The 23,425-nt window shown below is 56.1% G+C and carries 21 protein-coding genes; 17 read left to right on the forward strand and 4 right to left on the reverse strand.

What is annotated here, in order from left to right; genetic code table 11:
* The first annotated feature begins 16 nt into the window (after positions 1–16).
* The 7 genes from AC6I8J_RS06030 to AC6I8J_RS06060 all read left to right on the forward strand — a co-directional run bounded on the left by AC6I8J_RS06030 (position 17) and on the right by AC6I8J_RS06060 (position 8,790).
* Positions 17–1,126 carry an SLC13 family permease gene (locus AC6I8J_RS06030; RefSeq protein WP_161736765.1) on the forward strand — a complete coding sequence of 370 codons (1,110 nt, stop codon included), beginning with the start codon at positions 17–19 and terminating at the stop codon, positions 1,124–1,126.
* Between the two features lie 149 nt (positions 1,127–1,275).
* Positions 1,276–2,421 (forward strand): HlyD family secretion protein, encoded by a 1,146-nt coding sequence (locus AC6I8J_RS06035; RefSeq protein WP_161736766.1) that lies wholly within the window; start codon positions 1,276–1,278, stop codon positions 2,419–2,421.
* A complete protein-coding gene (locus tag AC6I8J_RS06040; RefSeq protein ID WP_161736767.1) occupies positions 2,418–3,986 on the forward strand; it encodes a DHA2 family efflux MFS transporter permease subunit in 1,569 nt (522 codons plus the stop codon). Before AC6I8J_RS06035 ends, AC6I8J_RS06040 begins: the two co-directional genes overlap by 4 nt.
* A 1-nt stretch (position 3,987) precedes the next feature.
* Positions 3,988–5,517, forward strand: a complete 1,530-nt coding sequence (locus AC6I8J_RS06045; protein WP_222924292.1) for an efflux transporter outer membrane subunit — start codon at positions 3,988–3,990, stop codon at positions 5,515–5,517.
* An 868-nt stretch (positions 5,518–6,385) separates the two neighbouring features.
* Entirely contained in the window at positions 6,386–6,787 is a 402-nt protein-coding gene (locus AC6I8J_RS06050) for an H-NS family histone-like protein (RefSeq protein WP_003850507.1), read from the forward strand.
* Positions 6,788–6,965: 178 nt separating this feature from the next.
* Complete coding sequence (locus AC6I8J_RS06055; RefSeq protein ID WP_033782451.1) at positions 6,966–8,558, forward strand: ABC-F family ATPase; 1,593 nt, start codon at positions 6,966–6,968, stop codon at positions 8,556–8,558.
* Positions 8,559–8,568: 10 nt separating this feature from the next.
* Positions 8,569–8,790, forward strand: a complete 222-nt coding sequence (locus tag AC6I8J_RS06060) for a hypothetical protein (RefSeq protein WP_253421424.1) — start codon at positions 8,569–8,571, stop codon at positions 8,788–8,790.
* A gap of 97 nt (positions 8,791–8,887) precedes the next feature.
* Here the strand turns inward: AC6I8J_RS06060 and moeB are convergent, their stop codons facing one another.
* Both moeB and moeA read right to left on the reverse strand, forming a co-directional pair.
* Entirely contained in the window at positions 8,888–9,646 is a 759-nt protein-coding gene (moeB, locus tag AC6I8J_RS06065) for a molybdopterin-synthase adenylyltransferase MoeB (RefSeq protein WP_222924290.1), read from the reverse strand.
* Positions 9,647–10,882: a molybdopterin molybdotransferase MoeA gene (moeA, locus tag AC6I8J_RS06070; protein ID WP_497825169.1), complete on the reverse strand. Its 1,236-nt coding sequence runs from the start codon at positions 10,880–10,882 to the stop codon at positions 9,647–9,649. It abuts the gene before it with no gap.
* A gap of 256 nt (positions 10,883–11,138) precedes the next feature.
* Here moeA and AC6I8J_RS06075 point away from each other — a divergent pair, with 256 nt between their 5' ends.
* From AC6I8J_RS06075 to AC6I8J_RS06100, 6 genes are read left to right on the forward strand one after another with little or no spacing between them, the layout of a single operon-like run.
* Positions 11,139–12,098, forward strand: a complete 960-nt coding sequence (locus AC6I8J_RS06075; RefSeq protein WP_222924289.1) for an isoaspartyl peptidase/L-asparaginase family protein — start codon at positions 11,139–11,141, stop codon at positions 12,096–12,098.
* Between the two features lie 10 nt (positions 12,099–12,108).
* Positions 12,109–13,965 carry a dipeptide ABC transporter ATP-binding protein gene (locus AC6I8J_RS06080; protein WP_497825170.1) on the forward strand — a complete coding sequence of 619 codons (1,857 nt, stop codon included), beginning with the start codon at positions 12,109–12,111 and terminating at the stop codon, positions 13,963–13,965.
* Between the two features lie 54 nt (positions 13,966–14,019).
* Positions 14,020–15,555, forward strand: coding sequence for a glutathione ABC transporter substrate-binding protein GsiB (gene gsiB / locus AC6I8J_RS06085; protein WP_222924287.1), 1,536 nt, complete (start codon positions 14,020–14,022; stop codon positions 15,553–15,555).
* 46 nt (positions 15,556–15,601) lie between these two features.
* Positions 15,602–16,531: a glutathione ABC transporter permease GsiC gene (gene gsiC, locus AC6I8J_RS06090; RefSeq protein WP_497825171.1), complete on the forward strand. Its 930-nt coding sequence runs from the start codon at positions 15,602–15,604 to the stop codon at positions 16,529–16,531.
* Positions 16,528–17,433, forward strand: coding sequence for a glutathione ABC transporter permease GsiD (gene gsiD / locus AC6I8J_RS06095; RefSeq protein WP_253421434.1), 906 nt, complete (start codon positions 16,528–16,530; stop codon positions 17,431–17,433). The genes gsiC and gsiD overlap by 4 nt, the downstream gene beginning before the upstream one ends.
* Positions 17,430–17,879, forward strand: a complete 450-nt coding sequence (locus AC6I8J_RS06100; protein WP_497825172.1) for a DUF4385 domain-containing protein — start codon at positions 17,430–17,432, stop codon at positions 17,877–17,879. The genes gsiD and AC6I8J_RS06100 overlap by 4 nt, the downstream gene beginning before the upstream one ends.
* 64 nt (positions 17,880–17,943) lie before the next feature.
* Here AC6I8J_RS06100 and AC6I8J_RS06105 read toward each other — a convergent pair whose 3' ends face one another.
* Complete coding sequence (locus AC6I8J_RS06105) at positions 17,944–18,228, reverse strand: hypothetical protein (protein WP_161734294.1); 285 nt, start codon at positions 18,226–18,228, stop codon at positions 17,944–17,946.
* 86 nt (positions 18,229–18,314) lie between these two features.
* Here AC6I8J_RS06105 and AC6I8J_RS06110 point away from each other — a divergent pair, with 86 nt between their 5' ends.
* From AC6I8J_RS06110 to AC6I8J_RS06120, 3 genes are all read left to right on the forward strand, one after another.
* On the forward strand, positions 18,315–18,950 hold the full coding sequence (locus AC6I8J_RS06110; protein ID WP_128085280.1) for a carbonic anhydrase: 636 nt from the start codon (positions 18,315–18,317) through the stop codon (positions 18,948–18,950).
* Between the two features lie 141 nt (positions 18,951–19,091).
* Positions 19,092–19,751 (forward strand): DUF3313 domain-containing protein, encoded by a 660-nt coding sequence (locus AC6I8J_RS06115; protein ID WP_497825173.1) that lies wholly within the window; start codon positions 19,092–19,094, stop codon positions 19,749–19,751.
* A 112-nt stretch (positions 19,752–19,863) separates the two neighbouring features.
* Entirely contained in the window at positions 19,864–21,000 is a 1,137-nt protein-coding gene (locus tag AC6I8J_RS06120) for a PQQ-dependent sugar dehydrogenase (RefSeq protein ID WP_440829438.1), read from the forward strand.
* Between the two features lie 146 nt (positions 21,001–21,146).
* Here AC6I8J_RS06120 and AC6I8J_RS06125 read toward each other — a convergent pair whose 3' ends face one another.
* The gene (locus AC6I8J_RS06125) at positions 21,147–21,803 is read right to left on the reverse strand and encodes an HAD family hydrolase (protein ID WP_161734288.1); all 657 of its coding nucleotides are present in this window, start codon (positions 21,801–21,803) and stop codon (positions 21,147–21,149) included.
* Between the two features lie 272 nt (positions 21,804–22,075).
* Here AC6I8J_RS06125 and AC6I8J_RS06130 point away from each other — a divergent pair, with 272 nt between their 5' ends.
* Positions 22,076–23,278 (forward strand): serine hydrolase, encoded by a 1,203-nt coding sequence (locus tag AC6I8J_RS06130; RefSeq protein WP_253421443.1) that lies wholly within the window; start codon positions 22,076–22,078, stop codon positions 23,276–23,278.
* Positions 23,279–23,425 lie beyond the last annotated feature (147 nt).

A 23,425-nucleotide genomic window follows, 5' to 3' on the forward strand; every position in this document is an offset into this window, starting at 1 on the left:
AAGGCGTACCCTCACTATGCCTCAACTGCTTCGATCTTTTTTGCATGACTCTATTTTGCATTTATTAATCGTGATTGGCGTAGTTCTGGCATTTCTGGCGGATTTCCGCTGGGCCGATCTGCCCGGTGCCGTAGACTGGCATACCATTATCACGCTCACCGGGTTGTTAATCCTGACCAAAGGGCTGGAAACCAGCGGCTACTTTGACGTGCTGGGAGGACGGCTGATTGCGCGTTTCCGGCATGAACGCGCGCTTGCACTCTTTATGGTGCTGGCAGCGGCGCTGCTCTCTACGTTTCTGACCAACGATGTGGCGCTGTTCATTCTGGTTCCGCTGACGCTGACGCTGCGTAAGTTCTCCCGTTTACCTATCTCGCGACTGATTATTTTTGAGGCGCTGGCGGTTAATGCCGGATCGCTGCTGACACCGGTTGGCAATCCGCAAAACATTCTGTTGTGGAGTCACGGCAAGCTGAGCGTGGTGGCGTTTATCGTGCAGATGCTGCCGCTGGCCGCCTGGCTGCTGCTGAGTCTGGTGGCGTTAACCTGGTTCAGTTTTTCAAAGCGGTCGATTGATAAGCATGACAACCCGGAACAGCCGCAGTGGCAGAAGCCGCTGTTTATCGTCAGCGTCGTGTTGTACCTGCTGTTTATCGCCGGTCTTGAGCTGGAGATCACCGGCTGGATACTGCTGCTGATCCTCGCTATTTTCCTGGTGATGGCACGCCCGGTGCTGCTGCGCATTGACTGGAGCCTGCTGGCGGTGTTCATCGCCATGTTTATTGACGTCTTCCTGCTGACACGTCTGCCGGTGATGCAGGCGCACTTCGATGCGGTGACGCATTTCGGCCAGGGACCGCTCTATCTGCTGGCAATTGGTCTGTCTCAGGTGATCAGCAACGTCCCGGCGACAATTCTGCTGCTGCAAAAAGTTCCGCCCACGGATGTGCTGGCCTGGGCCGTCAACATTGGCGGGTTCGGTCTGCTGCCGGGATCGCTTGCTAACCTGATTGCACTGCGCATGGCGAAAGACAAAGCTGTCTGGTGGCAATTCCATCTCTTTTCCCTTCCTCTGCTGGCCTGGTCAATGGCCAGCGGCTGGCTGCTGTTGCAGTTACTCCATTAGCCCGGACGCATCCTGCTACGCCCATCAAGTGGCAGGATGTGCGCCATTCCTCAAGTTTCGTAAAGTTGCACTGGATTTTGTCAATTTCCGAGATAAGGTTAACAGGACCTTTATGCCCGGAATCAGGGCCTTAGCCAGTGATGGGAACTATGAGCGAGAATAATCAACGCGATCAACACCAGCAGGACGCAGAAAACGCGACGGATAAAAGCCGTCAGCCAGAGGAAAATCAGGACAACGACCAGCAGCCTGAGCGCAAACGCCCCGGTAAAAAGCCGCTGATTATTCTGGCGGTGGTGGTGGTGATTATGCTGATTGTCGGCTTCTGGTTCTGGTTCTCTACCCGCAACATTGAAACCACCGATGATGCCTTTACCGAAGGCGATGCCGTTACCATTGCGCCTAAAGCGTCCGGCTATGTCGTGAAGCTGCTGGTAAAAGATAACCAGCGGGTGAAGAAGGGCGATCTGCTGGTGGAAATCGATCCCAGCGACAATCGTGCTCAGCGCGAACAGGCTAATGCGCAGCTCGGTTTAGCGGTCGCACAGCTGCATCAGGCGCAGGCACAGCTGGCGCTGTCAAAAGTACAGTATCCGGCACAGCGCGATCAGGCGCTGGCGGACCAGGCTAAGGCTGAAGCGAACCTGCTGAATGCGCAGGCGGATTATCGTCGCCAGCGTGGCGTTGATCCGCGTGCAACCAGTCAGCGTAATATCGACAGCGCGTCCGCGCAGTTACGTTCGGCGCAGGCGCAGTTACAAAGTGCGAAAGCACAGGTTGAAGTGGCGTCACAGGTTGCCCTGCAGATTCGTCAGCAGGAGACCAATGTTGAAGCGCGTCAGCAACAGGTTGAGCAGGCGAAAGCACAGTTAAGCACGGCCGATCTGAATCTCTCCTATACCCAGGTTCGTGCGCCTTATGACGGGTTTATCACCAAGCGTAACGTTCAGCTGGGCACCCTGGTGCAGGCCGGTTCCTCATTGTTCTCGCTGGTCTCACCTGAGATCTGGGTCACGGCGAATTTCAAAGAGTCTCAGCTGCAACGTATGAATCCGGGCGACAAAGTGGAAATCAGCGTCGATGCCTGGCCGGATATGAAGCTGGAAGGGCATGTCGACAGTATTCAGATGGGCTCTGGTTCGCGCTTCTCAACCTTCCCGTCAGAGAACGCAACCGGCAACTATGTGAAAATCGTTCAGCGCGTGCCGGTGAAAATCGTGGTCGATAAGGGACTTGATCCAAACCATCCGCTGCCGCTGGGTCTCTCGGTTGAACCGAAGGTAACGGTGGAATGAGTACGGCGCAGAGCTGGAAACCCGCCAGTAATCCGTGGTTAGTGGCGATCACGGTCACGCTGGCAGTGTTTATGGAGATCCTCGACACCACCATTGTTAACGTGGCGCTGCCGCATATCGCCGGTTCGCTCTCCTCCAGTTACGATGAGTCAACCTGGGTGCTGACCTCCTATCTGGTGGCGAACGGCATTGTGCTGCCTATCTCTGCGTTCTTCAGCCGGCTGTTTGGCCGTAAACAGTTTTTCCTGATCTGCATCGTGATGTTTACCATCTGCTCTTTCCTGTGCGGCATCGCTACCGAACTGTGGCAAATCATTCTGTTCCGCGTGCTGCAGGGCTTTTTTGGTGGCGGATTGCAGCCGGTTCAGCAGTCTGTGCTGCTGGACTACTTCAAGGCAGAAGATCGCGGCAAGGCATTTGGACTCTCTTCTATTGCCATTATTGTCGCGCCGGTGATTGGCCCGACATTAGGTGGCTGGATTACCGACAACTACAGCTGGCGCTGGGTCTTCTTTATCAACATTCCGGTCGGCGTGCTTACCGTGCTGGCGATCTATCAGCTGCTGGAAGATCCACCATGGGAGCGTAAGTGGGCCAAAGGTAAGCTAAAGATCGACTATATCGGCATCAGCCTGATTACCTTAGGACTGGGTTGTCTGCAGGTGATGCTGGATCGCGGAGAGGATGAGGACTGGTTTGCCTCGCACTTTATCGTGCTGTTCGCCATTCTGGCGCTGATTGGCATCGTCGGGGCCATCTACTGGCTGATGTATGCCCGTAAGCCAGTGGTCGATATTCTGGTGATGAAAGACCGCAACTTCTGGGTCGCCGGGCTGTTGATGGCGGGGATGGCGATGATTCTCTATGGCAGTTCCGTAGTGTTACCACAGCTGGCGCAGCAGGATCTGGGGTACACCGCCACCTGGTCAGGTCTGGTGTTGTCGCCTGGCGCGGTACTAATCGTGCTGACGATTCCGCTGGTGCTGAAACTGATGCCGATCGTTCAGACGCGCTACATCATCGCCTTTGGCTTCAGCTGTCTGGCCGTGGCGTTTCTCTACTCCTCGACTTTAACACCCAATGTCGATTTTAAAACGCTGGTGTTGATGCGCAGCGCGCAGTCGATCGGGCTGGGTTTCCTGTTTGTCCCGCTGACGACTATCGCCTTTGTCACCATTCCGCAGCGGCTTAATGCTGACGCCTCGGCGCTCTTTACCATGTTCCGTAACGTGGCCGGATCGATTGGGATTTCACTCTCGACCGCGGCCATTACCGAGCGCGAACAGGTACGGTCAGCGCACATGGTGCATAACATGACGCCGCTGAATGAGCCGTTCAACATTACGCTTCAGCACTGGGCACAGGCGATACGTGACTTTACCTCGGCGGTGGGCGATCCCGTCACGCTGGCAACCGGTCAGCTCTATCAGGAGATGATTGCGCAGTCGCGTATCCTCGCTTACATCGATGTCTTCTCAGGCCTGAGTATTGTCGCCCTGATTTTGATTCCATTTTGTTGGCTGCTGTCGCCGATTAAGAGCGAAGGCAGTGCAGGAGCACACTAACATGAAGGTTTATTTCTCTCATCGCCTGAAACCCCTGAGTTTACTGCTGGCCTTCGGACTGGCGGGCTGTGCCGTCGGACCTGACTATCAGGCGCCGAAACCTGCCGTGCCGGGTGGTTACAACACCCTGGATTCGCAGGAGGCGTCAAAGCCACAAAATGCCGCGATTAATTCACGCTGGTGGCGCAGCTTCAATGATCCGCAGCTCGACAGTCTGATTGAGCGGGCAATTGCGGGCAACCTGAGCCTGCAGCAGACGGTGCTGCGCATTGCCGGTGCACGTGAACAGCTGACGCAGGCGCAGGGCAGTCTGTTCCCCACCCTGGGCGGTTCAGCCAAAGTGACGCGTCAGCAGCTCGGGCTGGAAGGCTTGCTGAAATCCAATGGCGCAACCGATCAGCTCGACAGCAACGTGGCAAGCCAGCTCAATGGATTGACCCAGCCGGTTAACCTCTATCAGGGCAGCTTCGATGCCAGCTGGGAGCTGGATCTGTGGGGCAAAGTGCGCCGTCAGGTTGAGGCCGCCAATGCCCAGCAGCAGGCCGCGATAGAGCAGCGCAACGATGCGCTGGTTTCACTGGAAGCCGAAGTGGCGCGAGCCTGGCTGCAGCTGCGTGGCGCGCAGAGCACCATTCAGACGCTGCAGCAGCAGATTGAGGTGGCGCAGCAGACTACAGAGCTGACGCAGAGCCAGCAGCGGAATGGTCTGGCTCCGCTGACCGATGTGGAAAATGCCCGAGCCCAGCTCAGTACGCTGCAGGCCCAACTGCCGCAGTATCAGTCTCAGGCGCGACAGGCGATGAATGGGCTGGCGGTGCTGCTTGGTAAAACGCCGGGTGCGCTGGATGCTGAACTCAGTACGCCAAAAGCGTTACCGACGCTACCGCAGTTTGTCCCGGTGGGTATTCCCTCCACGCTGGCACGTCGTCGTCCTGATATTCGTCAGGCTGAAGCGACGCTTCATGCTCAAACCGCAGAGATTGGCGTGTCAGTGGCGCAGCTTTTCCCGAGCCTGTCACTGACGGGTCAGCTGGGCGTGCGCAATACCGACGTCAGCTATCTGGATAACTGGAGCAGCCATTTCTACAGTTATGGTCCGTCGCTGTCGATTCCGATCTTCCAGGGTGGACAGCTGGTGTCGAGCGTCAAACTCGCCCGGGCGCAGCAGGCCAGCGCCGCGCTGGATTATCGTCAGACGGTGCTGACGGCGTTGCAGGATGTGGAGAATGCGCTGGTCAGCTATCGCGCCGATCAGCAGCGTGTTACCGCGCTGGATGAGACGACCGGTGCCCTTCAGCGCGCCTTTGATCTCGCCAGCGACAGTTACCGGCAGGGGCTTTCAACCTTCCTCGAGGTGCTGGATGCACAGCGTCAGCTGGCACAGGCGCAGGAGCAGGCGACACAGGCGCGGATGCAGAGTGCGCTCGATTTAGTCGCCCTCTATAAAGCGCTGGGCGGCGGCTGGGAAACCTATCAGAACGTTGAGATGCCGCAATATCCGGTATTTGGCCCCGCAACCCAGGCAAATTAGCCCTCTGGCGGTCGCTGCCTCTGTGCAGTAACCGCCCTTAATCGTTCTTCCTGTCAGCATTGCATCAGATGCTGACAGCCTCTCACGGCTATTGATAATTATCTAACCTGTTGAATAACCAGGTATCTCACCGCCTCTGTTCCCGACACTGGCAGCAGAAAATAAACGCGTGATAAGCACAGGGTTATTATCAGCAGCCGCGAAGCGACATTATTTTTATGTTGCTGGTCTATTCTGAGTCAGCTTTTTGAACTCCATCACCTTTCTGAGTTTATTCTCCGGAAGGATTTTTTAAGTTGCCTCATGACCAGGCTCGTAAGCCGGGTGCAACTATTCCTCCGCCTGCTTCAGCCAGAACTGTTATTGCGTAGCTGAGGGAACTGCGAATAATCTGACTCTGCTGCAAATCGCAGCGGCAAAAAAAAGTTAACAGATGGCAACGGGCAATATTAAAAATTCATCAGGGCGGTAATTATTTTGGGCTCTTTAACGGCCCGGAGGGGGATTTTTAAACATAATCTGTAAGCTGGTGTGACTGAGATCGCGTTCAGAGCACGTTTTTAATCAGCTATTGCCAGGTGCGCAACCGTAAATAATGATGCTATGAAAACCCACTTTAGTGGATAAGATAAACTGCCAGCTTTCGCTATAAAGCCTCTGAAATCGTTTTCAACAATGCAACCTGAGCACGATTTGTTGTTAATTCAGCGTTAATAAAACGTCAGGCACTGCCGATTTTAATAGTGCTGTTTTGTCTGAATTAATACTTAAGAATTATCTGGGGCGTAAAAATAATTTATTTTTTTATTTGAATTAGGTAATCTTGGCGCTACAGTTTTATTAACCCCCCTTAAACAAGGACATTGTGATGAGTGACGCATTTAAAGTACTGAACAATATTCGCACATTACGTGCCCAGGCTCGTGAACTGCCACTGACCGATCTTGAAGAGATCCTGGAAAAATTAACCGTTGTTGTTACTGAGCGCCGCGAAGAAGCAGAAGCGGAAGAGACGCAGAATCGCGAAAAAGAAGAAAAGCTGTCTAAATATCGCGAAATGCTGCTGGCTGACGGCATCGATCCTAATGAATTATTAGGTGCGCTGGAAAGCGGAAAAAAACGTACCAAGCGTGCGCCGCGTCCGGCTAAATATTCTTACACCGACGAAAACGGTGAGCAGAAATCATGGACAGGTCAGGGCCGCACCCCGGCAGCGATTAAAAAAGCGCTGGATTCCGGTAAAAGCCTGGACAGTTTCCTGATCGATTGATCAACACAATCCTTGTAAGTGGGAGCCGGGGGGCCATTATGGTCCTCCGGCTTTTTTATTTCTGTCGGGATATCAATCACCCCGCCAGGAATCCACGCCTGACGCTGGCGTGCGCTGCGTCACATCTGGCATAATAGCCGCCGTTTTTTCATCCATTCTCTTCACAAAGGTCAATGCCGTGTTAGTTAGCAGCAATATCACCATGCAGTTTGGCAGCAAGCCACTGTTCGAAAATATCTCCGTTAAATTTGGCGGCGGTAATCGTTACGGTTTAATCGGTGCGAACGGCAGCGGAAAATCCACCTTCATGAAGATTTTGGGTGGCGATCTGGTGCCTTCAGGCGGCAACGTCTCTTACGATCCCAACGAGCGCATTGGTAAGTTGCGTCAGGATCAGTTCGCCTTTGAACAATTCAGCGTGCTGGACACCGTTATCATGGGTCACCATGAATTATGGGAAGTAAAGCAGGAGCGCGACCGCATTTATTCTTTGCCAGAAATGAGCGAAGAAGAGGGGTATAAAGTCGGCGATCTTGAAGCGCTTTACGGTGAGATGGATGGCTATAGCGCCGAGTCGCGTGCCGGTGAATTATTACTCGGTGTCGGCATTCCGGTTGAGCAGCATTATGGCCCGATGAGTGAAATCGCCCCTGGCTTTAAATTACGTGTACTACTGGCGCAGGCGCTGTTTTCTAATCCGGATATTTTGTTACTCGACGAACCGACGAACAACCTGGACATTGATACGATTCGCTGGCTGGAACAGGTTCTGAACGAGCGTGACAGCACCATGATTATCATTTCGCATGACCGTCACTTCCTGAATATGGTTTGCACCCACATGGCCGATTTGGATTATGGCGAGCTGCGGGTTTATTCCGGTAATTATGACGAATATATGACCGCGGCAACGCAGGCACGTGAACGTCTGTTATCTGATAATGCCAAGAAGAAAGCGCAGATTGCTGACTTACAATCATTCGTCAGTCGTTTTAGCGCCAACGCCTCTAAATCACGTCAGGCGACTTCACGTGCTAAGCAGATGGATAAAATTAAACTGGATGAAGTGAAAGCTTCCAGTCGCCAGAACCCGTTTATCCGCTTTGAGCAGGACAAGAAACTGTTCCGTAATGCGCTGGAAGTGGAAGGTTTAACGAAAGGTTTTGATAACGGTCCGCTGTTTAAGAATTTAAATCTGCTGCTGGAAGTGGGTGAGAAGCTGGCGGTAATTGGTGCCAATGGTATTGGTAAATCGACGCTGTTGAAATCGCTGGTGGGTCAGCTTACGCCTGATAATGGCACGGTTAAATGGTCAGAGAATGCGCGTATTGGTTATTACGCTCAGGATCACGCCGATGATTTTGCCAATGACCTGACGGTATTTGACTGGATGAGTCAGTGGAAACAGCCGGGCGATGATGAGCAGACCATTCGCGGTATTCTCGGTCGTCTGCTGTTTTCGCAGGATGATATTAAGAAGCCAGCCAAAGTCCTTTCCGGTGGTGAGAAGGGACGTATGCTGTTCGGTAAGCTGATGATGGAAAAACCGAACATCCTGATTATGGATGAGCCGACCAACCACCTTGATATGGAGTCGATTGAATCGCTCAATATGGCGCTGGAGATGTATGAAGGCACACTGGTGTTTGTTTCGCACGACCGCGAATTTGTCAGCTCGCTGGCAACCCGTGTGATTGAGTTGAAAGCAGACAAGGTGGTGGACTTCACCGGTAATTACGAAGATTACCTGCGTAGTCAGGGTATCGTCTGATAAAAACGGGGTGGCGCAGGCCACCCCGTTTTTTTTGGTGCTGATGATTGGTTTTGTTATTTTTGATGCCGGTGGTTTGGCTGGTTCTGTCGTTCAGCATAGGCTCAGGGATTATCTGGCAGCAACGCATGTGCTCAAGGCGCAGGGAACATGGTCAGAGGAGGAAAGCGTCCCGCGCCATGGATGGCGCGGGACGAGCGCCTGGGAGGGTTTAAGCGACTTTCCGATCTGACCATGTTCCCTAAGCAGGTAACACTGCAAAGCTGTGAGGGCTCAAGGAGCATACGTCTTGAGTTTTGAGCTGTCTGTAAAAGGATGTCCGCAGAGGGTTAAGCCCCTCCACCACACACTTCACAGTGCGCATCCTGCGCCACCTTCATGCTGCGAAACTCCGCGCTCATCGCATCGTACATCAGCAACCGGCTGGTGGCGGGGGTGCCGAATGCCGTCAGCACTTTAATCGCTTCCATCGCCTGCATCGCACCCATCACGCCAACCAGCGGAGCCATGACACCCGCTTCCACGCAACTCAGAGTCTGTTCGCCAAACAGGCGGCTGATGCAGCGATAACAGGGCGTGCCGGGCTGCCAGTTGAATACGCTGATCTGACCTTCCATCCGAATCGCAGCGCCGGAGACCAGTGGTATCCGCTGCTGTCGACAGAGCCTGTTAAGCTGCTCGCGCACCGCGACATTATCGGTGCAGTCCAGCACCACCTGCTGTTGGGCGATCAGCGCCAGCAGCGCCGCATCGTCAAGCTGTCCGTTGACCGGATGCAACTGGCAGTGCGGATTGATGGCGGCCAGGCTGTGTGCGGCTGAGTCCACTTTGGCGCGGCCAATATCCGCGTCATGGTGCAGGATCTGCCGCTGCAGGTTAGAGTGCGACACGGTATCGAAGTCGAGCAGCGTCAGGCTGCCGACGCCGGCAGAAGCCAGGTAGGGCGCAGCCGCGCAGCCCAGCCCGCCCAGCCCGACGACCAGCGCGCGACTGGCTTTCAGCCGCTCCTGACCGTCAAAATCAAAGCCTCGCAGGACGATCTGCCGGTTGTAGCGCAGCATCTCCTCATCACTTAATTCAGGCAGCATTTACGCCTCCAGCAGGGCGTTGAACGGTTCCACCTCGACCCATTCGCCCGGTTCCACGTTGCCGCGTTCCCGTTCCAGCACAATAAAGCAGTTCGCCTGGGCAAAAGAGCTGAAGACGTGTGAGCCCTGCATCCCGGTGGTCTCTACCTCCAGTTCACCCTGGGCGTTCTGTCGCAGGATGCCGCGCTGGAAATCGAGCCGGCCTGGTGACTTTTTCAGCCGCGAGGCGCAGCGCACTTTCTGACGTGGCGGCAATGCTGATTTTTGCTGGCCGGTGAGGGTGGCAAGCAGCGGCTGCACCAGTTGATAGAAAGTGACGGCGGCGGAGACCGGATTGCCCGGCAGGCCGCAGAACCAGCTGCTGTTAAGGCGGCCAAAGGCAAATGGCTTGCCAGGCTTGATCGCCAGCTTCCAGAAGCTGATGGCACCAAGCTCTTCCAGCATCGTTTTGGTGAAGTCCGCTTCGCCCACCGAGACGCCGCCGGTAGTAATCACGACATCCGCCTGCCGATCGGCCTCGGTGAAAGCAGCACGCAGTGCGGACGGATCATCTTTGATGATGCCAAGGTCGATGACTTCGCAACCCAGCTTATGCAGCATCAGCGAGACCGCAAAGCGGTTGGTGTCATAAATCTGGCCGTCTGCCAGCGGCTCACCAACTGGCTGAAGTTCATCACCGGTGGAGAAGATAGCGACCCGCAGTTTTCGCAGTACGCTGACCTGAGCGATACCCAGCGAGGCGAGCAGCGGCAGCTCGGCGGCACCCAGGCGCGTACCCGCTTCCAGCACCACACGGCCCGGCTGAATATCATCACCGGTCAGGCGGATATTCTGTCCCTGACGCACCGGCGCGGTAATCACAATCTCCTCGCCCTGCGTTTCGGTCTGCTCCTGCATCACTACCGCTTCACAGCCAGTGGGCACCGGCGCACCGGTCATGATGCGAATCACGCTGCCCTGCGGCCATTCACCGCTGAACGGCGCGCCGGCAAAGGCTTTACCCGCCACCGGCAGCGGCTGTCCGTTGCTGACATCGGCCAGCCTGACGGCGTAGCCATCCATCGCGGAGTTATCAAAGGGCGGCACGGCAATCGGTGAGGTGACTGCGGTTGCGGTGATGCGCCCGACCGCCTCGGCCAGCGGCACACTCAGCGAGTCGGTGACGGGCGTCAGCTGTGACAGCATTTTTTGTTGTGCCTCCTCAAGGGAGATCAAACCTGCAGTAAAACTTTCCATGAACAGTCCAGCCTGGTTATTTCAGATGCTGCCTATTATGGTGGGATTTGGTCGCTGAGTCACATCGGCGTCGGCCTGACCTGCCGGTCATTGCGACCAAAGTGAAATATGACGGTAAGAAAAGGTTATAACCACAGGAACAGTTTCCGCTTTACAACACTTAGCAGGCTTTCTATAGTCAAAAATCACCAAAAATGGGTGAAAACCATTTTAAATCAGTGTTTTTCGTCCTGATGCAATCACAGGGTAGAGCGTTATGGTCAATGCAGTGATCGCCATTCACGGCGGCGCAGGTGCGATTTCGCGCGCAGCAATGAGCGCTGAAAAGGAACAACGCTACCGTCAGGCGCTCCACGATATTGTCACACAGGGTCAGCAGATACTGGCGCAGGGCGGCAGTGCACTCGATGCAGTGACCGAGGCGGTGCGACTGCTGGAAGAGTGTCCGCTGTTTAACGCGGGCAAAGGCGCGGTCTTCACCCATCAGGGCACCCATGAACTCGATGCCTGCATCATGGATGGCCGTTCGCTGGAAGTGGGCGCGGTCGCAGGCGTAACGCGATTACGTAATCCGGTCCTGGCGGCACGTGCCGTGCTGGAAAAAAGCGAGCATGTGCTGTTTATCGGGGAAGGCGCAGAGCAGTTTGCCGTGGCGCAGGGGCTGGAAACGGTCGAGCCTGATTTCTTCTCTACGCCGGAACGCTGGGAACAGTTACAGCGCGCGCTCAACAGCGATACCGCGGTGCTGGACCATGATGGTGCTGCACTCAGTGACGACCCGCTCGACCCGGACCGTAAGTTCGGCACGGTCGGGGCGGTCGCGCTGGATCTGGCGGGCAACCTCGCTGCGGCCACGTCAACCGGCGGGATGACCAATAAGCAGGCCGGACGCGTCGGCGACTCGCCGCTGCCGGGCGCGGGCTGCTATGCCAGCAACGACAGCGTGGCGGTCTCCTGTACCGGCACCGGTGAAGTCTTTATGCGGACGCTGGCGGCCTACGATGTGGCCGCGCAGATGCGCTACGCCGGACGCTCGTTGCAGCAGGCAAGTGTTAACGTTATTCATGACAGCGTGCTGGAACTGGGCGGCAGTGGCGGCTTAATCGCCGTCGATCGCGCAGGCAACGTGGCGCTGCCGTTCAACAGCGAAGGTATGTACCGGGGCGTTGCGCGGGTCGGCGAGGCGGCTGACGTCGCTATCTATCGCGAAAGTTAAGGATGCAGAAATGAGCGACAGGCAAACGCTACCGCCGCTGGCCCCTGATCAGGTGCTGGCGGTGCGCGATCTCAGTGTGCGTTTTCAGCACGAAGCCACCGTCACAGACGCGGTGCGTCATTTGTCACTCGATCTGTTTCGCGGCGAAACGCTGGCGCTGGTAGGCGAGTCAGGTTCAGGAAAATCGGTCACCTCGCTGGCGCTGATGCGGCTGATTGAGCAGGCTGGCGGCAGGGTCAGCGGCGAGGTGCTGTTGCTGCGTCGCAACGGCGAGGTGCTGGATCTGATGCGCGCCTCAAAAAGTCAGATGCGTCGGGTGCGCGGCGCGGATATGGCGATGATCTTTCAGGAGCCGATGACCTCACTGAATCCGGTCTTCTCCGTGGGCGAGCAGATCGCCGAATCCATTCGTCTGCATCAGGGGATGAGCCACGCAGCGGCACTGGCAGAGGCGCGCCGGATGCTGGATATGGTGCGGATTCCCGATGCGCACAATGTCCTGTCTCGTTTTCCGCATCAGCTCTCAGGCGGAATGCGTCAGCGCGTGATGATTGCGATGGCGCTCTGCTGCAAACCGGCGCTGTTGATTGCCGATGAGCCGACCACCGCACTCGACGTCACTATTCAGGCGCAGATTCTGCAACTCATCCGCGTGCTGCAAAAAGAGATGCAGATGGGGGTGATTTTTATCACGCACGATATGGGCGTGGTCGCTGAAATGGCCGATCGCGTTCAGGTCATGTATCGCGGCGATGTGGTGGAGAATGCGCCGGTCGCCGAACTGTTCAGCGCACCGCAGCAGCCCTACACCCAGGCGCTGCTGGCCGCGGTGCCCAGACTCGGCTCGATGCAGGGCCAGCCGCTGCCGGCCAAATTTCCGCTGCTGCATAGCGACGCGGTTGATGACGTGCCGCAGGATACGGTTCGCCGCCTGCAGCCCCCCATTCTGCAGGTGCGCGATCTGGTCACCCACTTCGATATTCGCGGCGGCCTGCTGAATCGCGTCAAAAGCCGGGTCCATGCTGTCGAAAAAGTGAGTTTTGATCTCTATGCCGGAGAGACCCTGGCGCTGGTGGGGGAGTCGGGCTGTGGTAAATCGACCACCGGACGCTCGCTGCTGAAGCTGGTTGCCAGCCAGGGCGGCACGCTGACCTTTGACGGACAGCGCATCGACCATCTCTCAGGTGCTGCGCTCGCCCATCTGCGACGCGACATTCAGTTTATCTTCCAGGATCCCTACGCCTCGCTGGATCCCCGGCTGACGGTCGGCTTCTCGATTATGGAGCCGCTGCTGGTTCACAAGGCGATGCCGCGGCGCGAGGCGGAGCAGCGCGTTGCCTGGCTGCTGGATAAAGTCGGTCTGCTGCCGGAGCATGCTCAGCGCTATCCACATGAATTTTCCGGCGGGCAGCGCCAGCGCATCTGTATTGCCCGCGCGCTGGCGCTGAATCCGAAGGTGGTCATCGCCGATGAGTCTGTCTCCGCGCTGGATGTGTCGATTCAGGCGCAGATTATTAATCTTATGCTCGACCTGCAGCGCGAGTTTGGCATCGCCTTTCTGTTTATTTCTCACGATATGGCAGTGGTGGAGCGTATCAGCCACCGCGTGGCGGTAATGTATCTCGGTCAGATTGTTGAGATAGGGCCGCGTCAGGCAGTGTTTGAACAGCCTCAACACCCCTATACCCGAAAACTCATGGCCGCGGTGCCGGTAGCCGATCCGGCACACCGGCGTCGTGAACGCGCCTTACTGGTCGATGAGATCCCCAGTCCGATTCATGCGTTAGGGGATGAACCTGAAGTGGCACCGCTGATAGAGGTGGCTCCGGGCCATTTCGTCGCCCGCCACGTTATCAGCGCGACCTGAACAGTGACGATGTCGCCCCGGCGACCAACCCAACAGGGATTACAGGAGAACAAAATGCAGAGTACGATGCGTAAAGGGTTACTGGCGGCTGGCGTGTTAAGCAGCGCAATGGCATTGCCCGCCTGGGCAGCACAGGATGCGGTGATTGCCGTCGCGTCCAACTTCACCACGCTCGATCCCTATGACGCCAACGACACGCTGTCGCAGGCAGTCGCGAAATCGTTCTATCAGGGGCTGTTTGGCTTTGATAAAGAGATGAAGCTCACCAATGTGCTGGCGGAGAGCTATCAGGCCAGCGCCGACGGCCTGACCTACACCATCAAGCTGCGTTCCGGGGTTAAATTCCAGGATGGCACGGACTTCAATGCGGACGCGGTAAAGGTCAACCTCGATCGTGCCAGCAACCCGGATAACCATCTCAAGCGCTACAACCTGTTTAAACATATCGCCAGCACCGAAGTGGTGGATCCAACTACGGTGAAAGTCACGCTGAAAGAGCCGTTCTCCGCCTTTATCAACATCCTGGCCCATCCGGCGGCGGCGATGATTTCGCCTGCCGCGCTGAAAAAATATGGCAAAGAGATCGGTTTCCATCCGGTGGGAACCGGTCCGTTTGTGTTTGAAACCTGGAATCAGACCGACTTTGTGAAGGTGAAGAAGTGGGACGGCTACTGGAAACCGGGCTATCCGAAGCTGGATAGCATTACCTGGCGACCGGTAGTGGATAACAATACCCGCGCGGCCATGCTGCAGACCGGCGAAGCGAACCTTGCGTTCCCGGTGCCTTATGAGCAGGCAAAACTGCTGGAGAAGAACAGCAAGCTCAATGTGGTAACCACGCCTTCGATTATGCAGCGTTACATCAGCCTTAACGTGACGCAGAAGCCGTTCGACAATCCGAAGGTGCGTGAAGCGCTGGAGTATGCCATCAACCGTCAGGCGCTGGCGAAGGTGGCCTTCGCCGGTTACGCCACGCCTGCAACCGGCATCGTGCCGCCCGCTATCGACTTTGCGCAGACCTATCCGGCTATCAGCTACGATCCCGCTAAAGCCAAAGCGCTGCTGAAAGAGGCGGGCTACCCGAACGGATTTGAAACCACGCTCTGGTCGTCGCACAACCACAGCACCGCGCAGAAGGTGCTGCAGTTCACGCAGCAGCAGCTGGCGCAGATTGGCGTGAAGGTAAAAGTTACGGCGATGGATGCGGGTCAGCGTGCTGCTGAAGTCGAAGGTAAAGGCCAGAAAGAGAGCGGCGTGCGTATGTTCTACACCGGCTGGTCCGCCTCAACCGGTGAGGCCGACTGGGCGCTGACGCCACTGTTTGCCACCGCTGCCTGGCCACCGGCAATCTTCAACACCGCGTTTTACAGCAATCCGAAGGTCGATAAAGATCTGGCCGATGCGCTGAAAACCACTGACCGTGCTGAAAAAGCGCGTCTCTACAAAGAGGCGCAGGACACCATCTGGCAGGACCATCCCTGGATCCCGCTGGTGGTTGAGCAACTGGTTTCTGCCAACAGCAAAAACCTGACTGGTTTTTATGTGATGCCCGATACCTCATTCAATTTTGATGAGGCCACGCTGAAGTAACGGAGCCGGCCAGCCCGTGTGGCTGGCCGCAACTGCAGGATGTTGCATGTTTAACTACTTTCTCAAACGACTGTTTGGGCTGATCCCCACGCTGCTAATCGTGGCGGTGCTGGTATTCCTGTTTGTTCATCTGCTGCCGGGCGACCCGGCACGCCTGATCGCCGGGCCGGAAGCGGATGCCTCGGTGGTGGCGCTGGTGCGTCAGGAGCTGGGTCTGGATTTGCCGCTGCCACAGCAGTTCTGGCACTTTATGCTGAATGCGCTGCAGGGTGATTTTGGTCAGTCGATGGTTTCCAAACGCCCGGTTGCGGATGAGATAGCCTTACGCTTTATGCCGACACTGTGGCTGACGCTGGCCAGCATGATCTGGGCGGTGATTTTTGGCATGACCATCGGCATCGTTTCGGCGGTCTGGCGTAACCGCTGGCCCGATCGGCTGGGGATGACGCTGGCGGTGTCGGGCATTTCGTTTCCCGCCTTTGCGCTGGGGATGCTGCTGATGCAGGTCTTCTCGGTTGAGCTGGGCTGGCTGCCCACCGTCGGGGCTGAGAGCTGGAAGCATTACGTTCTGCCCTCCATCACCTTAGGTGCAGCGGTCGCGGCGGTCATGGCACGCTTTACCCGCGCCTCGTTCGTGGAGGTGATGCAGGAAGATTACATGCGCACCGCCAGGGCTAAAGGGGTACGCGAGTCGCTGGTGGTGGTGAAACATGGCCTGCGCAACGCGATGATTCCGGTGGTCACGATGATGGGGCTGCAGTTTGGTTTTCTGCTGGGTGGCTCAATCGTGGTCGAGGTGGTGTTTAACTGGCCGGGCCTGGGGCGTCTGCTGGTCGACTCCGTGGCGATGCGTGACTATCCGGTTATTCAGGCCGAAGTACTGCTGTTTTCACTGGAGTTTATTCTGATCAATCTGTTTGTCGACATGCTCTATGCGGTGATCAACCCCGCTATTCGCTTTAAGGAGTCGCGATGAAAAACTGGCGACGTGAAGCGGCACTGAAAACGATGCCGCTGATAGCGGAGAACCGGGTGCGTACGCCGTGGCGTGAGTTCTGGCGACGTTTCCGGCGTCAGCCGGTGGCGCTGCTGGCCGGGATGTTTGTGCTGATACTGATTGTGCTGGCGGTGATCGCCCCGTGGATTGCGCCGTTCGACGCCGAGAACTACTTCGATTATGACCGGCTCAACGACGGGCCGTCGCTGATGCATTTCTTTGGCGTCGATTCGCTGGGGCGCGATATCTTCAGCCGCGTGCTGGTCGGCACGCGTATCTCTCTCATTGCCGGCTTTTTCTCGGTGGTCATTGGCGCAGTGATTGGCACGCTGTTTGGTCTGCTGGCCGGGTATTACGAAGGCTGGTGGGACCGTATCACCATGCGCATCTGTGATGTGCTGTTTGCCTTTCCCGGCATTCTGCTGGCGATTGCGGTGGTGGCCATTATGGGCAGCGGCATGAGCAACGTGATTGTGGCAGTCGCTATCTTCAGTATCCCGGCCTTTGCCCGACTGGTACGCGGTAACACGCTGGTGCTGAAGCATCAGACCTATATTGAGTCGGCACGCAGCATCGGCGCGTCTGACTGGACAATCCTGATGCGGCATATTCTGCCCGGCACGGTATCGCCGATTGTGGTCTATTTCACTATGCGGGTAGGGACTTCCATTATCACTGCCGCCAGTCTGTCGTTTCTCGGGCTGGGCGCCCAGCCGCCCACGCCGGAGTGGGGCGCCATGCTGAATGAGGCGCGGGCCGACATGGTGATTGCCCCGCACGTGGCGATTTTTCCCAGCCTGGCGATTTTCTTCACGGTTCTGGCATTTAATTTGCTCGGCGACGGGCTACGTGACGCACTTGATCCTAAACTAAAGAGATGAAACCTTTCGATTATGATCAGGACTTCAGCACGATCGACTTCCGCCAGCATCCCGAGCTTTATCAGGTCGGGCGAGGTGAGCAGGGTGTGCTGATGGTCGAGCCTTATAAAGGCGAAATTCTGCCGCACTGGCGTTTTCGCACCGTCCCCATTGCTGAAGAGTCGGCTGAAAAAATCATGGCGCTGTTTGAGGATTACCGGCGTCAGGACGATTTTGTCGGCATGGATATGGCGCGCAAATTTATCCAGATGGGATACACCCGAGCGCGTCGTTACAGCAACCACAAAGGCGGGCGCAAATATGACACGGATGGCAAGGAGCTGCCGCGTGGCGTCAACGAGGAAAAGGCTGCTGCAGCGGCCATTTTCAAGGGTTACTGGGACAAACTACGTGAAGACGAGGACTACCTGCGACGCAAGAAGGCGCATCAGCAGCAGTATGGTTAACCGCTAAATCTCCTCCCCCGGCCACCTCCACCGTGGCTGACATCATTGCCTGAACCCGCCCGGCTCATTCTCCGGGCGTTATCCTGCTCCCCTTTTCCTGCCCTGAAAGGCCAGATGCAAAACAGAAATCTTTGGTTTCGGTCAAACTGCGACGTAAAGTAGTGAAAAAACGCGTAAAAGCCGGTTCAGGACGCAGACAAAAAAAGTGGGTGGATCGCCCTCTGCCTTTTCCAGTAACTTCCCGTGCTGTAAAAAGAAATCGGCTCCAGGAACGCTGGATGGTGAATAAGCGAAACGCTGACGATGCCAGCGCTTCAGGGTTGTCTGAAAAACGCGGGTTGATATTCACTTGTTTTCATTAATAATAAACCAGCAAACCCCACTGAGGGGGCTATGCCCCTCAGGTAATGAAATGGATAATGTGAGAGCTAAATAATGAAAGAGATCATCAACGGATTTCTGAATTTCCAGCAGAATGTGTTTCCTGAAAGGAAGGATCTTTTCAAAAGCCTGGCGTCAAATCAAAATCCGAAAGCGCTGTTTATCTCCTGTTCAGACAGCCGTCTGGTGCCTGAACTGGTGACGCAGCAGGAGCCAGGAGAGCTGTTCGTTATCCGCAATGCGGGCAACATCGTTCCCTCATTTGGCCCGGAGCCGGGCGGTGTCTCCGCTACGATCGAATATGCTGTGGTCGCGCTGGGCGTCTCAGACATCATCATCTGCGGTCACTCCAACTGCGGTGCCATGAACGCCATCGCTTCCTGTGCCTGTATGGATACCATGCCTGCAGTTGAGCACTGGCTGCGCTATGCCGATGCAGCAAAGGCGGTCGTCGAGCAGCGTGAGTATGACTCACCAGAGAAGAAACTGAACGAGATGGTCAAAGAGAACGTTATCGCTCAGCTGAACAACATGAAGACTCATCCGTCGGTCTCCGTTGCCCTGCGTAACGGTAAGCTGCGTCTGCATGGCTGGGTTTACGATATCGAAAGCGGCACCATCATGGCGCTGACCCAGGGCGGTAAGCAGTTCATCACCCTGTCAGATAATCCTGATACCTGCTTCGAGTAATGGCTTTCACCCGCTGCGTTATGCAGCGGGTATATTCCTACCTTCCGCACAGATAACCCCTTAAAACACCGCTTATTTTCAGCCTTTTCCCCGTGATTTATCTATGCTTGCTTAAACCTTCCTGACACAAGCGAGTTGATCATGCGTATACCGTCCATTGCTGCTCTGCTGGCAGTCTCCGCACTGTTGCTCAGTGGATGTACTTCTCATGATGCAGACAAGCAGCACTATTCGGGTTTCTTAGCGGATTACAGCCAGCTGAAGCCCTCTGAGTCAGCCAGCGGGGAACCGACTCTGCGCTGGATTTCTCCCGACTATAAGAGCAGCCAGTATCAGGATGTGCTCTATACACCGGTCGTGTTCTATCCGGCTGTCCGGCCTACGGCTCGTGTCAGTCAGCAGACGCTGGATCAGATACGCAGTTACACCGATATTCAGTTGAAAGGGGCGATTGCCACCCGTCTGCCGCTGGTTAATCAGGCTTCGCCACATACTCTTAAAGTGCGTGCCGCGATCACCGCCGTCTCGGCAGAGAACGAGGGCGTACAGTTTTACGAAGTCGTGCCGATCGCGGCAGTCGTCGCCAGCACCATGGCGGCATCCGTCCACCGATTTCCGAACAGTGAACTGTTTCTGGAGATTGAAGCCAGCGATGCCGTGACCGGCAAACCCTTGATCCGGATCGTGCGAAAAGCCGTTGGCAAAACGGTCAGTAACAGCACGACGCCAGTCACCTTTGATGATCTGAAGCCGGGTATTGATACGCTGGTTCGTGACACGGTCAGTTTCAACGCGCCATAACCTTTCGGGGCGGCACATCCTTGTCGCCCTGTTTAATCTTTTGTAAATCCTCAGGTTCACCACGCAGCGGATGACTACGCTTAAGGGCACGCTATCCCGTCAGGAGAACCTTATGTCCCGTTTTTCGACTGCTCTTGTGCTCGGCGGCGCGCTGCTTTGCGCCTCACCACTGTTTGCCGCCGACGTAAAGGTCGAGGTACTGCAGGATAAGTTACAACATCCATGGTCTGTTGCCTTCCTGCCCGACAACAAAACGCTGCTGATTACTGAGCGTAGCGGAGCGCTGCGCAGCTGGAGTCCGCAGAGTGGCCTGTCGCAGCCGATCCAGGGTGTACCAAAGGTCTGGGCAGAACGGCAGAGTGGTCTGCTGGACGTGGTGCTGGCACCCGATTTTGCGACCAGCCGTCGCGTCTGGCTCAGCTACACTGAGGCGAACAGCAGCGGCAAAGCGGGTGCCGTCGTGGGTGTCGGGACGCTGAGTCCGGATAACCGGCAACTCAGCGATTTCCGCGAGGTAGTCCGGCAGACGCCGATGCTCTCCAGCGGCAACAATATCGGCACCCGGCTGGCGTTTGATACCCAGGGATACCTCTGGATCGCGTTCGGCGATAATTTTGTCAGCAGCGCAGCCCAGGATCTCGATAAGCTGCAGGGCAAGTTGCTGCGGCTCAACGCCGATGGCAGCGTGCCGGACGATAATCCGTTTGTGAAAAAGCCCGGCACGCGGCCAGAGATCTGGGCCTATGGTCTGCGTAATCCGCAGGGACTGGCGCTTAATCCCTGGACCGGCACGATATGGGAAAATGAACATGGCCCGCGCGGTGGCGATGAAGTGAATATCATGAGCCGTGGCAAAAACTACGGCTGGCCGCTGGCGACGTACGGCATTGACTACAACGGCGATAAAGTGCCGGAATCAAAGGGCACCCATGCTGCAGGCACCGAACAGCCGCTTTATCACTGGAAGGATTCGCCGGCCATCAGTGGTATGGCATTTTATAATAGCGCCCGTTTTCCGCAGTGGAAGAATTCGGTGTTCATCGGGGCACTGAAAGAGAAAAACCTGATCCGTCTGAGTCTCAACGGCGAAAAAGTGGTGGAAGAGCAGCGCCTGCTGGGCGATCAGATGGCGCGAATCCGTGATGTGCGGCAGGGACCGGATGGCTGGCTCTATGTGCTGACCGATGAGGCTAATGGTAAGCTGCTGAAAGTGGGATTAGCGCAGGACGCTGGCGCGTCCCGCGGCTAAGAGCAAGACCTGGCAGACGATTTTATTTGTCAGTCTGGACCAGAGCAGTGCTCACAACCAGCACGTACTCTGTACGTGCTGGTTGTTGCGCGTAGTTCGTGTCCCGACTGCCTGAAACAACGATGTCTGCCAGGACAGGCTCTGGATTATCGCGCCCAGTGATAAACCTGCCAGCCGCGGTTTAGTGCTTCCTGGTGCAGCTGTTCATCCGGATTGATAACGTGGGCATGATCGGCCTGCTTCAGCAGTGGCAGGTCGTTCATGGAATCGCTGTAGGCCCAGGTACGGTTAAAGTTCTCCTGCTGCTGCAGCGCTTTCCAGTCACCCAGGCGGGTCACTTTGCCCTCTTTGTAGGTCATGGTACCGTAGGTGTTGCCGCTGTAGCGCTCATCCACGATCTCAACGCCAATCGCCAGCGCGCCGCAGGCACCCAGCTTCTCAGCAATCGGCACCACCAGATGTTCGCCACTGGCGGAGATGATCATCACTCTGTCGCCGCGTGCCCGGTGCCACTCAATGCGCTCGCGTGCTGCAGGATAAACGCGTGGCATGATGTCACGGTGAATGAAGCGGCGCACCCAGCCTTCAACGGTCAGTGTCGCCATGCCTGCCAGAGGGGAGAGTGTTTTATTCATATACTCTTCAATCGACAGCGTACCGGCATAATACTGATTCATTAATGCCTGTTCCTGATCAATCAGTTCGCTGGGGGCAAATCCCTGTGATACCAGCCAGCGCAGCCACAGGCTGGTGCTGTCTTCACAAATCAGTGTTTCATCAAGATCAAAAAGGGCTAAGTCCATGGGGGGTCTCCTCGGCTGACTGGCTTTCAGGTTAGCCGATAATTGTGACGGGCTTAACGCTTCTGCGAAAAATCGGAATTTCACGCAGTTTTGAAAGTGACAGACGTGGGGAAAAGCGACACGCGCGCGGCGTTTATGCCAGGGTTACTCTACTAAACTCTAAAAAACTTTACGATTCGGCGGTTTTTTTCACTGCCGTCAACGGTTAGCGTTTGAGTGAGAATTTTCTGCCCCTGGAATTTCGATTTAACAAGGACAATCCGGCCAAGCCCATGACAAACTCTTGCTTCACATCTCGCCTGCGGCACCTCGTTGCCACTTCATTACTGATTATCGCCCCCCTTAGCGCTTTTGCTGAGCAGGCTCCCGCTGCGCCCGGCATTGATGCTAAAGCGTGGATTCTGATCGACTACGCCAGCGGTAAAGTGTTAACCGAATCCAGCGCCGATCAGCGTCTCGATCCTGCCAGTCTGACCAAGATGATGACCAGCTACGTAGTCGGTCAGGCGATTAAAGCGGGCAAAATCAAACCGGATGACCTGGTCACGGTGGGACAGGATGCCTGGGCGACCGGTAATCCTAAGCTGCGTGGCTCTTCGTTGATGTTCCTCAAGCCGGGCGATCGCATTCCGGTGCATGAGCTGAACAAAGGGATTGTGATCCAGTCCGGCAATGACGCCTGTATTGCGCTGGCAGATTATGTGGCGGGCAGTCAGGATTCCTTTATCGGCCTGATGAACAACTATGTGAAGGCGCTGGGACTGCAAAATACCCACTTTATGACGGTGCATGGTCTGGATGCAGAAGGCCAGTACAGCACGGCCCGAGATATGGCGCTGATTGCCCAGGCGCTGATCCGCGATGTGCCCGAAGAGTACGCACTGAATAAAGAGAAAGAGTTTACCTTCAACAATATTCGCCAGATTAACCGCAACCGCCTGTTGTGGAGCACCAACCTTAAGGTGGATGGCGTCAAAACCGGTCACACCTCCGGCGCGGGTAATAACCTGGTGGCTTCCGCGACCGAGGGCGATATGCGCCTGATCTCGGTGGTGCTCGGCACCGCCAGCGACGCGATTCGTTTCCGCGAAAGTGAAAAGCTGCTGACATGGGGCTTCCGTTTCTTTGAAACGGTAACGCCGATTAAAGCGGATGCGCCGTTTGCGCAGCAGCGGGTCTGGTTTGGTGATAAGAGCCAGGTGAATCTGGGCGTGGCGAAAGATGCCGCGCTGACCATCCCGAAAGGGCAGATGAAGAACCTGAAGGCGAGTTTCAGACTCACTACGCCACAACTCGAAGCCCCGCTGAAGAAGAATCAGGTGGTTGGTACCATCGACTTTCAGTTAGACGGTAAGACGATTGAGCAGCGGCCGCTGGTGGTGATGCAGGATGTGCCGGAAGGCGGCTTCTTCAGCCGGATGATTGATTTTGTGATGATGAAGTTCAACGGCTGGTTCGGGAAGTGGTTTTCATAAGTAAGCAGGGACGCTGATGTGTCCCTGAGTTGTTGATTCATGCTTCTCAAATAGCGGTCATATCGCGCCTGCTCAGGGAACACGGTCAGATCGGAAAGACGCTAAGGCCAGTCCCTGACATGCCCGGCCCGCGCAATTACGCACCTC

This window comes from Pantoea sp. X-Soil-ISGK-355 (assembly GCF_059730805.1).

Bases quoted from the DNA above. Each gene is read 5' to 3' on its own strand.
- AC6I8J_RS06030 (WP_161736765.1), top strand. From the start codon at position 17: ATGCCTCAACTGCTTCGATCTTTTTTGCATGACTCTATTTTGCATTTA.
- AC6I8J_RS06035 (WP_161736766.1), top strand. From the start codon at position 1,276: ATGAGCGAGAATAATCAACGCGATCAACACCAGCAGGACGCAGAAAAC.
- AC6I8J_RS06040 (WP_161736767.1), top strand. From the start codon at position 2,418: ATGAGTACGGCGCAGAGCTGGAAACCCGCCAGTAATCCGTGGTTAGTG.
- AC6I8J_RS06045 (WP_222924292.1), top strand. From the start codon at position 3,988: ATGAAGGTTTATTTCTCTCATCGCCTGAAACCCCTGAGTTTACTGCTG.
- AC6I8J_RS06050 (WP_003850507.1), top strand. From the start codon at position 6,386: ATGAGTGACGCATTTAAAGTACTGAACAATATTCGCACATTACGTGCC.
- moeB (WP_222924290.1), bottom strand. From the start codon at position 9,646: ATGCTGCCTGAATTAAGTGATGAGGAGATGCTGCGCTACAACCGGCAG.
- moeA (WP_497825169.1), bottom strand. From the start codon at position 10,882: ATGGAAAGTTTTACTGCAGGTTTGATCTCCCTTGAGGAGGCACAACAA.
- AC6I8J_RS06075 (WP_222924289.1), top strand. From the start codon at position 11,139: ATGGTCAATGCAGTGATCGCCATTCACGGCGGCGCAGGTGCGATTTCG.
- AC6I8J_RS06080 (WP_497825170.1), top strand. From the start codon at position 12,109: ATGAGCGACAGGCAAACGCTACCGCCGCTGGCCCCTGATCAGGTGCTG.
- gsiB (WP_222924287.1), top strand. From the start codon at position 14,020: ATGCAGAGTACGATGCGTAAAGGGTTACTGGCGGCTGGCGTGTTAAGC.
- gsiC (WP_497825171.1), top strand. From the start codon at position 15,602: ATGTTTAACTACTTTCTCAAACGACTGTTTGGGCTGATCCCCACGCTG.
- gsiD (WP_253421434.1), top strand. From the start codon at position 16,528: ATGAAAAACTGGCGACGTGAAGCGGCACTGAAAACGATGCCGCTGATA.
- AC6I8J_RS06100 (WP_497825172.1), top strand. From the start codon at position 17,430: ATGAAACCTTTCGATTATGATCAGGACTTCAGCACGATCGACTTCCGC.
- AC6I8J_RS06110 (WP_128085280.1), top strand. From the start codon at position 18,315: ATGAAAGAGATCATCAACGGATTTCTGAATTTCCAGCAGAATGTGTTT.
- AC6I8J_RS06115 (WP_497825173.1), top strand. From the start codon at position 19,092: ATGCGTATACCGTCCATTGCTGCTCTGCTGGCAGTCTCCGCACTGTTG.
- AC6I8J_RS06120 (WP_440829438.1), top strand. From the start codon at position 19,864: ATGTCCCGTTTTTCGACTGCTCTTGTGCTCGGCGGCGCGCTGCTTTGC.
- AC6I8J_RS06125 (WP_161734288.1), bottom strand. From the start codon at position 21,803: ATGGACTTAGCCCTTTTTGATCTTGATGAAACACTGATTTGTGAAGAC.
- AC6I8J_RS06130 (WP_253421443.1), top strand. From the start codon at position 22,076: ATGACAAACTCTTGCTTCACATCTCGCCTGCGGCACCTCGTTGCCACT.